A 7,884-nucleotide genomic window follows, 5' to 3' on the forward strand; every position below is an offset into this window, starting at 1 on the left:
CGGTCGTCGACCTCTTCACGCCAGCCGAATGTGCCAACTACTTCGAAGCCGCAGGATATGACCCGGATTAAACAGGACGTGCTCTAACATGGCACCGGCAGACTACCGGGTCGTGGTCGAGTAGCTGATCGCAGTGAATTGCGATGAGTTCCTGCAATTGCTCATGCCGAACTCACGTTGCCAGAACCGTGCTGACTCAGAGCCCTCTCTGATTGGGGTCGTTGAGGTCAAGGCGCTCCTACGCTTTTTCTCGGACCGTTCCGTGGGTCACTCGCTTCTCTTCGCGGTCAGCGCTTGGGCCGCCGCATGATGGGGTCAGGAGAGGGAGGCGTCTCAATCTGTTTCACGACCTTGCGGCGGAGAGTTCGCCCGCCTGACCAAGCAGGTTCTCGACACCGTCCGCAATGAAGAAGTCTGCCGGCGGCTGAAGAGCGCCGGGCGTCGGGCCGATCACCGCGCTCGCCTTCCGCGCCACGATCCACCGGCCTGAGCGGTTCGGCTCGTCGCAGGCGGTGGGGCGCTCAACATGACACCGAGGATTGCAAGCAGCGGCTCAACATCGCCATCACCTCGGCGTCAGCGCCCGTCAACTCACACACGCGACCGGCAAACGCGCTGCGCAACGGCAGGCCCAGCTCGACGCCGGCCTCGCGCAGGATCGCCCGCACTACGTTCTCGATCGAACGCATCTCGTTCAGCACCGTGCGGCGGGCAACCAGCAGCGAACGCCACAGCCGGGCACTGCCTGCTCTTGACATGCACCTGCGATACCAGCCGATGCGCAGGATCTGCGCCAACGCCCGGGCGTCATTGCTATCTTCTCTGTCCCGGCGTTCGTCAAGCTGTTTTCATTTTACATCTACTCCTCCGTAAATTGTCGCCTTGGCGTTGGTCGATCCGGCAATGGAACAGTCTTCTCTTCGTGCTCGGCGCTCGGCCGGCACAGGATGGCGTTCAACTAGGTAGGGGCGGAGCCATCTTATTCACGGCGTTCCTTGGTCGGCCGACGGCACACCAAACGGACGGTCGCTCTCACCCTCACCCGTCCCTTGCCGGGACTTCCGCCGCAGCGGATACGAGTGAGCTAGTCTAGGCGTGGGCCAGCACGTTCTCTGCCGGCGGAACGGCTCCCCGGTCACCCACATTTTGTGCAGCGTAACCGCGTCCGGCGCGGAAGCGCAACACGTGCTTTGGCGATGCCACGAGTCTTGGCGACACCCATGGCCTACGCCTTCATCGACGACCAAAGATCCTGGTCACATCTGAGAGTGATCTGCGCAGCAACGTAGAGCATGTGGCGCGTATGGCGATCACGCATCTTGCTGATCGTTCCCGACAGGTCGATTTCGCCCGAGCTGTAACGGCGCGGCGTAAGACCGAAATGCGCGCCGACATTGCGCGAACGACGGAACCGAGCAGGATCATCGAGTCTCGGCCTGAACGACAGCGCAACGTGTGGTCCCACACCCGGCATTGTCATCAGCAGCTTGCAAACTTTGTCCCGGCGTGCCAGCTATATGATGCGGCCGCGGGCGGCACGGCCTTGGTCACTGTGGGTTCCGCCGCTGATCTTGCGCCGGGTCACCACGCTGCAGATATCGTTCTCCGAGCCATTGGTGTGGAGCGGAATGTCCGGGCGTTGGAGGATCTTTCAGGAAGCTTTGCCGGTCGGTCCGGATGCGCGCGAGTATACGGTCGAGGGTCACGAACCTGGTCTTCATGCCGACGATCCGGTCGAACCGCCGGGCCAGTTCCCTGGCTCTTCGGGGCGTGGATCCAGACACCACTCTCCAAGAAACTGTCATGCATAAGACGGGCTAGCGCATCTCTGACGGCGGCGATCGGATCGGTGAACGGCACATGCGATTTTCGGACGTGCAGAAGACGTTCGTTATTACGCAGGGTGAAGACGTTGGTACGCCGGTGGCATAAATTTGTGGCAGGGCAGTGGCAGAAGGACGCGATCCCGTACACCCGTGAGGCGAATCGACGGCAAGTCGACCTATTCGGGCACTGCCTCCACGGCTTCAAGGCAGGCGAATTGTAATAATGCCGGTCTTCGTCCCAACAGATCAACCGTTGAACTAGGCTTGACGGTGCTTACCGACATTTTATAATCCGAGCTTACAATTCAATAATTCCTAATTTTAGCGCTTTTATAGCCGCAGTTGCTCTGCTGACCGCGTCCATTTTTCGAATTACGCTTTTTATGTGGAAGTTAACAGTATTAACAGATATTCCTACAATTTTACCTATTTCCCACGACGACTTACCTTTAGCCGTCCATAGGATGCACTCTTTTTCTCTTGGAGAAAGATTGGGTCTCTCCTCAATACCGCTTGAAATAGCGGAATTGCCGATTCTCAGATGGAAATGTAATGCCGCGAGCTGCAAGTAGGTGATTGCTCCATTTTGGAATTCACCGGCCCAGGCTTGAGCAAAGTTCATTATTGCAAAGCGGCCATCGGGGCCGTGCAATGGAACGCTAATACCCGATCTTAAGCCGAACGTCGCCGCCTCGTCGAAAAAGCGCCGTTCGTCTTCAGTCGTGCTTTCGTCGTTGTACACCTCGCTCCACCGAAAGGCTTCTGCTCGCCTCCGACTCCTCTTGATGGTGGGGTCTATCCTATAATAACCCATTTCGAAATAGCGTTCCTGCCATCCATGAGGATAATTCAGCATGACCGTCGGATCGCCTCGGACCGGCTTTAAGCCTTTTTGGTCTGTTGCAAGAGATCCATACGCGATCCACGGACAATCAAAATTCAGGGCAAAATTAGATAACAGGTCGAATAAATGCTCCAATTTTGCAACACCGTCGGTTTGGTCGAGAAATTGGCCAAACTCGAGTGCAAACGCCTCACTGGCAGCCTCAGGAAAATGCATCGCCGGCACCAAAGAAAACTGGTCGGACACTCTGGTTGAGAGCCCTCGACGTTGAGAGACAGCAGTTATCCGCGGACGTTCCATGATCTCTGCTCCGTAGCGATTTGCGTTGGATGTTGTCACTGGCCACCCGAAGCTGCCGGGTCTAAGGGTAGGGCTTCGCGCGCCCGCCCTCGCAGGCCAGCACGATCAAAGCTCTAAACATCTCATGTCAATCGGCCTAGTTATTTTAATTTGAAGTTATTTTATGCTATCGTTATATGAACGCAACACAACTAAACAAAGTTTATATTTTATATGCTTTCACCCGACATCCGATAATGGCATGAATATTTTGGAGCGTTTTACATACATCATTTAGCCGCCTGACGTACGGCAATGAGGTCTCGGCGGCATGAAGCGGCGATGTGGCCGCCGTTGCGGTGCTGCTTTTTCACGAACCTCGTCAGGCGCCGGCGGTGATCCGGCGTGATGGCAGGCGGGGTTTGCAGGTTGCGGTCGACAGGTTCGTTTCGGGGCGTCTGCGCCCCATAGTTATGTCGCGAGTTGGGGATGCGATCGAGGACGATGCGCAGGATGCGCTGGTCGGGGATGTCGACAGGTGCAGGCGGATTTGCGTCTTCATCTCGACCACCGGCGCAGCGATTTTGATGAGGCGCAATCGCGACGTGTCATATTGGGCGATGGCAAAGCTGGAGCGTTTCGACATCGACCCGAAGAAGGCGCGTCCAGGTCCGTCTTGAAGACCGGGTCGGAACGCAGCCGGCCGTAAGCTCAACACCATCGCCTCCTATCGCGACACCTTCCGACTCCTGTTTGCATTCGCGCAGACACGCCTTGGCAAGTTCCCGTCGCAGTTGACGCTTCGGGATTTCGACGCGCCTTTCATTGGCAGCTTGGCAAGCGCGGATTCCTTCAGTTCAAGATGTGCGTGAAGGTAGGTCAGGGTCGTTTCCATCGTCTCATGGCCCAGCCAAAGGGCGATGATCGAACAATCGACGCCCGCCTGCAGCAGCTCCATGGCAGCGCTGTGCCGTGACACGTGGGGCGACACGCGCTTCGAGCGAAGGGGGACGCAGTGCTCACGCGCCTTGGCGACATATTTGTTCAGCAACGCCTGCAAGCTGTCGGAGCTAAGCTTGCCGCCGTGCACGTTCGGAAATAGAGCTGTTGCGCATTCCTGGAGGACCTTGAGACGAGCCGATCCGCCTCGGTAAGGACGCGGAATCTCCGTCTCACGGCGCATTCGGTCTTTCTTCAGATATGCGTCATTGGAGGAGCCGGCGCACAGCGCCCACATTCAACGCGTGCTCGCGATCCCGAGCAAGCGATGCGACAAGGAAAGCTTCAGTTTCTCACCAGACCCGAGATTGAAGCGATCCTGGCCTGCCCGGATCGTAGCACATGGCTGGGTCGAGCGATACACACTCTGCTGTTGCTGGCTGTGCAAACGGCCGCGGTGCGCATGTGCGATGTATCGGCAAGGGCCGCCGCTCACCAAGGTTGCACAGCAAGCCCTTCCGCGTGCTGGCTCAAGGAACCCAGGAAGCGCGGCGCCTCGATGCCGCATGAGACGATCGATCAGCACAGCCAGATCGTTCCAGGCGCTCATGAGCGAGCCTCCCACCGCTCATCCAGCAGTCGCGCGGCATGGGTCATTAGCTCCGGCGCGGCGGATAGGTACCAGTAGGGGTCGCGAACATTGACATGGCCGAGAAAGGTCGAGAGGACCGGCAGTTCGCGCTCGACGTCTTCGCCCGCACGATACCAGTTGGTCAGGGCCTGGACGGCGAGACGGTGACGGAGATCGTGACCCGCGGACCATTGCGCTGCCCCGCTGCCGCAGACCGATCTGTCGCGACAGCTTGCAGAACACGCGGTGCACGTATTGGTGCAGCAATCTCCCGCCCTGCTCGGCGACAAAGAAATAGGGGCTGCGCGGCGTGCCGAGATGTGCGTCGCGTCGCGCGGCATATCCGACAGCACGGCGACCGTTGTGGCATGGAGCGGCGCCAGTCGCGACTTGCCGACCAGCTCGGTTGCCGGCCGATCGACGTCACCACGACATCGAGAACCACGCCGCGGAGATCATCTACAACAGCATGCTGCTTGTAGGCCGGCTCAAGCCGGCGATTGCGGGCGTTTGTCGCCATGGTGGCATCCGGCTCGGTGACGCAGACCTTCTGCCGGTTTTGCGGCTCTTCCTCGCCTCCGCATTCTCGCCGCACTCACCGCCTCCATGTGACGAACCGCCAGGCTGTCCCAGCTCACGTCGGCCCGGATCAGCGAAGCATCGGCATGGACGATCTCGCCCTTGGCGATTTTGGCGTCGATACAGGCCTGCACCGCGCGCTGAAAGATCCGGCGAAACCGTTCTTCGCCCCAGCGCTGGCGGATGCCTGTCAGGGAAGAATGATCGGGAATTGCTTCATACAGAGCATAGGCGACGAACCACCGGATGGCGATGTTGACCTGGGCCTCGCGCATCAGCCGGCGGTCGTGGACGATCCCAAGCAGGAAACCCGCAAGCATTAGACGGACCGCAACCTCAGGATTTATTCCCGGGCGGCTGTTGTCGTCGCAATAGAGATCCGCCACCTCGCCGCGCAGCCACGACAGATCAAGCACACGATCAACCTTGGCCAGGATATGATCATCAGGGATGAGCTGTCGCAGCGAGCCGGTCATGAACAGTTCGAGTTGATCTCGTTCTTTCCGACCCAGCATCGCGAATCCTCCACCGAATCAACGATTGACCAATTGAATCAGCGGGGAAGGACTTCTTCAACAGCCCCACCCGTGCCAGGTGGCGCACAGCACCTTGGTCACGGCGGCCTTGATGCCCTCATGGGCGTCGCAGACGACAAGCTTAACGCCGCGCAGGCCGCGACGTGTCAGCTTGCGCAGGAACTCCGTCCAAATCGGCTCCGCCTCCGACGTGCCAATCTCCATACCGAGCACCTCGCGCCGGCCGTCACTGTTGACGCCCACGGCGATGATGACGCGACCGACACGATGCGGCCCCCCGCGGCCAACCTTAGGTAGATGGCATCAATCCATAGGTATGGCCAGTCGCCCTCGATCGGCCGCTCGAGGAAGGCCTCACCTTACCGTCGATCTCCTCGCGCTGCGTCGGCGTGTAGAATGTAGTTCACCTTCCGCTGTGCGATACCGACATAAAGCGCGTCAAGCGGGCCGGGCTGATCAGCGTGCCACGGCTGGCAGGCTGATCAGAGGATCATCGCTCATTTGGCTCATGGTTTCCAGATGGGGTGGATGCCAGCCTTCTCCGGCGGCATCGCAATGTGCCAAGTTTGTGGTGTTAGCGCCACGCAAGGAGAGGCAGGCATCCATGGAAAAGGTTACCATCATCGGAGTCGATCTGGAAAAGAACGTCTCTCAAGTGCACGGGGCGGCAGCTGACGGATCAGTCGTATTTCGCAAGAAGCTGTCGCGCCTGCAGTTTTGCAAATTCATGGCGGGTCATCCGGCATGTGTCGTGGCGATGGAGGCGTGCGCCGGGTCCCATTATTGGCGCGCCAGATGGTCCAGCTTGGCCATCAGCCGAAGCTGATTCCACCTCACTATGTGAAGGCGTTCATCAAGCGGCAGAAGACGCAGCGGATGCGCAGGCGATCGTCGAGGCAGCGCAACGGCCAACGATGCGCTTCGTCGAACCTAAAACCGAGGAGCAGCAATCTCGGTCCATACTGTTTCGCACCCGGGAACAGCTGGTCAATCAGCGCACTGAGTTGGTCAACGCATTGCGTGCGCACCTTTATGAGTTCGGCCACACCGCGCCGCAGGGAATTCGTTATCTGAACCGACTTGAATGTTTCGTTGAGGACCAGAACGCCAATCTGCCTGATCTGGCCCGCGAAATCTGCCGCGATCTGCTGGACCGGACCTGCCAGCTAACTGGCCGGATCGACCCACTGAAGAAGAAGATCGATGCTCTGCCGAGGGAAGCTGAGGCATCTCGGCGCTTTGCAAACAATGCCCGGCGTTGGCCCCGTCGCCGCACTGGCGATCGAAACTTTCGCGCCCCCGATGGAGACGTTCAAATGCGGCCGTGACTTCGCCGCCTGGCTTGGGCTCGTCCCGTTGCAGAAATCGACCGGCCGCAAGCGACGACTAGGAAAACCCTCGAAGATGGGCCAATGCGATATTCGACGCCTGCTCATCATTGGAGCCATGGCTGTGGTCCCGATGGGCATCGCGGAAGGGCGCGCCGGAAGGCTCCTGGCTTGCGCGCATGATGCCGAAGAAGCCGCGCATGCTCGTGGCCATTGCGCTGGCCAACAAGATGGCGCGTGGCATCTGGGCCATGCTGACAAAGGAAGAGGATTACCGGAATCCGGCAACGGTGCCTGCGTGAGCATTCAGCAGCACACCTGAACCGGGTCCGTCGGGGATGTGAGGAAGGCCTGAACCGCATGGGCAAATGATCGATCAGATCGGGATCAGGAAAACCAGAATGACGCACCGAGCCTCGCGCTCGCTTTCTAGATTTGGACCTGATCCGCGTATCACCATACCGGCCCGCGGCACGTCATGGCCGCAACTCAAGGCCTGACACAAGACCGCACTCGATCACGTTCAAAGGTTCAAAATCTTCCTTGCAAACGGCTGGCATCCACACAAGCGTCATGTATCTGGCGCGCTGCACGTTCGAGCAGGATCGCGCCAACCAGGCGGACGATGGCGTCATCATTTGGGAAGATGCCGACGACCTCGGTGCGCCGCTTGATCTCGCCGTTGAGGCGCTCGATCGGGTTGGTAACCGGTATGATCATGACGGTGCCATCCGATCCCCGCTGGAGATGAGCGATTTTCGGCGTATGGTGCAACCATCCGGGACAGGGGCACCGGGAGCACGCCAAGTGCGGGCAGGCCGATGTATTCGATGAGCGGCGAGCTCGCGTTAGTAGCTGGCCGCCCCTGCGACCTGCCCGGTTGCGCCGAGAGCGCGGATCCGTAGGTGTCGCGTCGCCCGCC

At 59.3% G+C, this 7,884-nt stretch carries 3 protein-coding genes and 7 pseudogenes; 2 read left to right on the plus strand and 8 right to left on the minus strand.

Annotated features, from left to right (window positions below; all coding sequences use genetic code 11):
• Positions 1–367: 367 nt before the first annotated feature.
• A pseudogene (locus NKI52_RS32245) lies at positions 368–518 on the plus strand (transposase); the annotation flags it as partial.
• On the opposite strand, the pseudogene NKI52_RS32250 reads toward NKI52_RS32245, so the two are convergent.
• From NKI52_RS32250 to NKI52_RS32285, 7 genes and pseudogenes are all read right to left on the minus strand, one after another.
• A pseudogene (locus tag NKI52_RS32250) lies at positions 517–827 on the minus strand (IS110 family transposase); the annotation flags it as partial. The pseudogenes NKI52_RS32245 and NKI52_RS32250 sit on opposite strands and share 2 nt — an antisense overlap.
• 398 nt (positions 828–1,225) lie before the next feature.
• Positions 1,226–1,480 (minus strand): transposase, encoded by a 255-nt coding sequence (locus tag NKI52_RS32255; RefSeq protein WP_352700825.1) that lies wholly within the window; start codon positions 1,478–1,480, stop codon positions 1,226–1,228.
• 644 nt (positions 1,481–2,124) lie between these two features.
• Positions 2,125–2,970: an autoinducer binding domain-containing protein gene (locus tag NKI52_RS32260; protein WP_352700826.1), complete on the minus strand. Its 846-nt coding sequence runs from the start codon at positions 2,968–2,970 to the stop codon at positions 2,125–2,127.
• A gap of 464 nt (positions 2,971–3,434) precedes the next feature.
• Positions 3,435–3,598: pseudogene (locus NKI52_RS32875) on the minus strand (transposase); the annotation flags it as partial.
• Positions 3,599–3,676: 78 nt separating this feature from the next.
• Complete coding sequence (locus tag NKI52_RS32880; protein WP_502897840.1) at positions 3,677–4,132, minus strand: tyrosine-type recombinase/integrase; 456 nt, start codon at positions 4,130–4,132, stop codon at positions 3,677–3,679.
• An 805-nt stretch (positions 4,133–4,937) separates the two neighbouring features.
• Positions 4,938–5,613: pseudogene (locus NKI52_RS32280) on the minus strand (transposase); the annotation flags it as partial.
• 75 nt (positions 5,614–5,688) lie between these two features.
• Positions 5,689–5,987 (minus strand): annotated as a pseudogene (locus tag NKI52_RS32285) (transposase); the annotation flags it as partial.
• Between the two features lie 251 nt (positions 5,988–6,238).
• On the opposite strand from NKI52_RS32285, the pseudogene NKI52_RS32290 reads away from it, so the two are divergent.
• Positions 6,239–7,264, plus strand: a pseudogene (locus NKI52_RS32290) (IS110 family RNA-guided transposase).
• 174 nt (positions 7,265–7,438) lie between these two features.
• Here the strand turns inward: NKI52_RS32290 and NKI52_RS32295 are convergent.
• Positions 7,439–7,667, minus strand: a pseudogene (locus tag NKI52_RS32295) (transposase); the annotation flags it as partial.
• Positions 7,668–7,884: the final 217 nt, after the last annotated feature.

This window comes from Mesorhizobium sp. M0590, from assembly GCF_040320905.1.
In the GTDB taxonomy this organism is placed as follows: domain Bacteria; phylum Pseudomonadota; class Alphaproteobacteria; order Rhizobiales; family Rhizobiaceae; genus Mesorhizobium.

Excerpts from the sequence above, each read along its gene's own strand:
- NKI52_RS32255 (WP_352700825.1), bottom strand. The coding sequence starts at position 1,480 with ATGACAATGCCGGGTGTGGGACCACACGTTGCGCTGTCGTTCAGGCCG.
- NKI52_RS32260 (WP_352700826.1), bottom strand. The coding sequence starts at position 2,970 with ATGGAACGTCCGCGGATAACTGCTGTCTCTCAACGTCGAGGGCTCTCA.
- NKI52_RS32880 (WP_502897840.1), bottom strand. The coding sequence starts at position 4,132 with ATGCGCCGTGAGACGGAGATTCCGCGTCCTTACCGAGGCGGATCGGCT.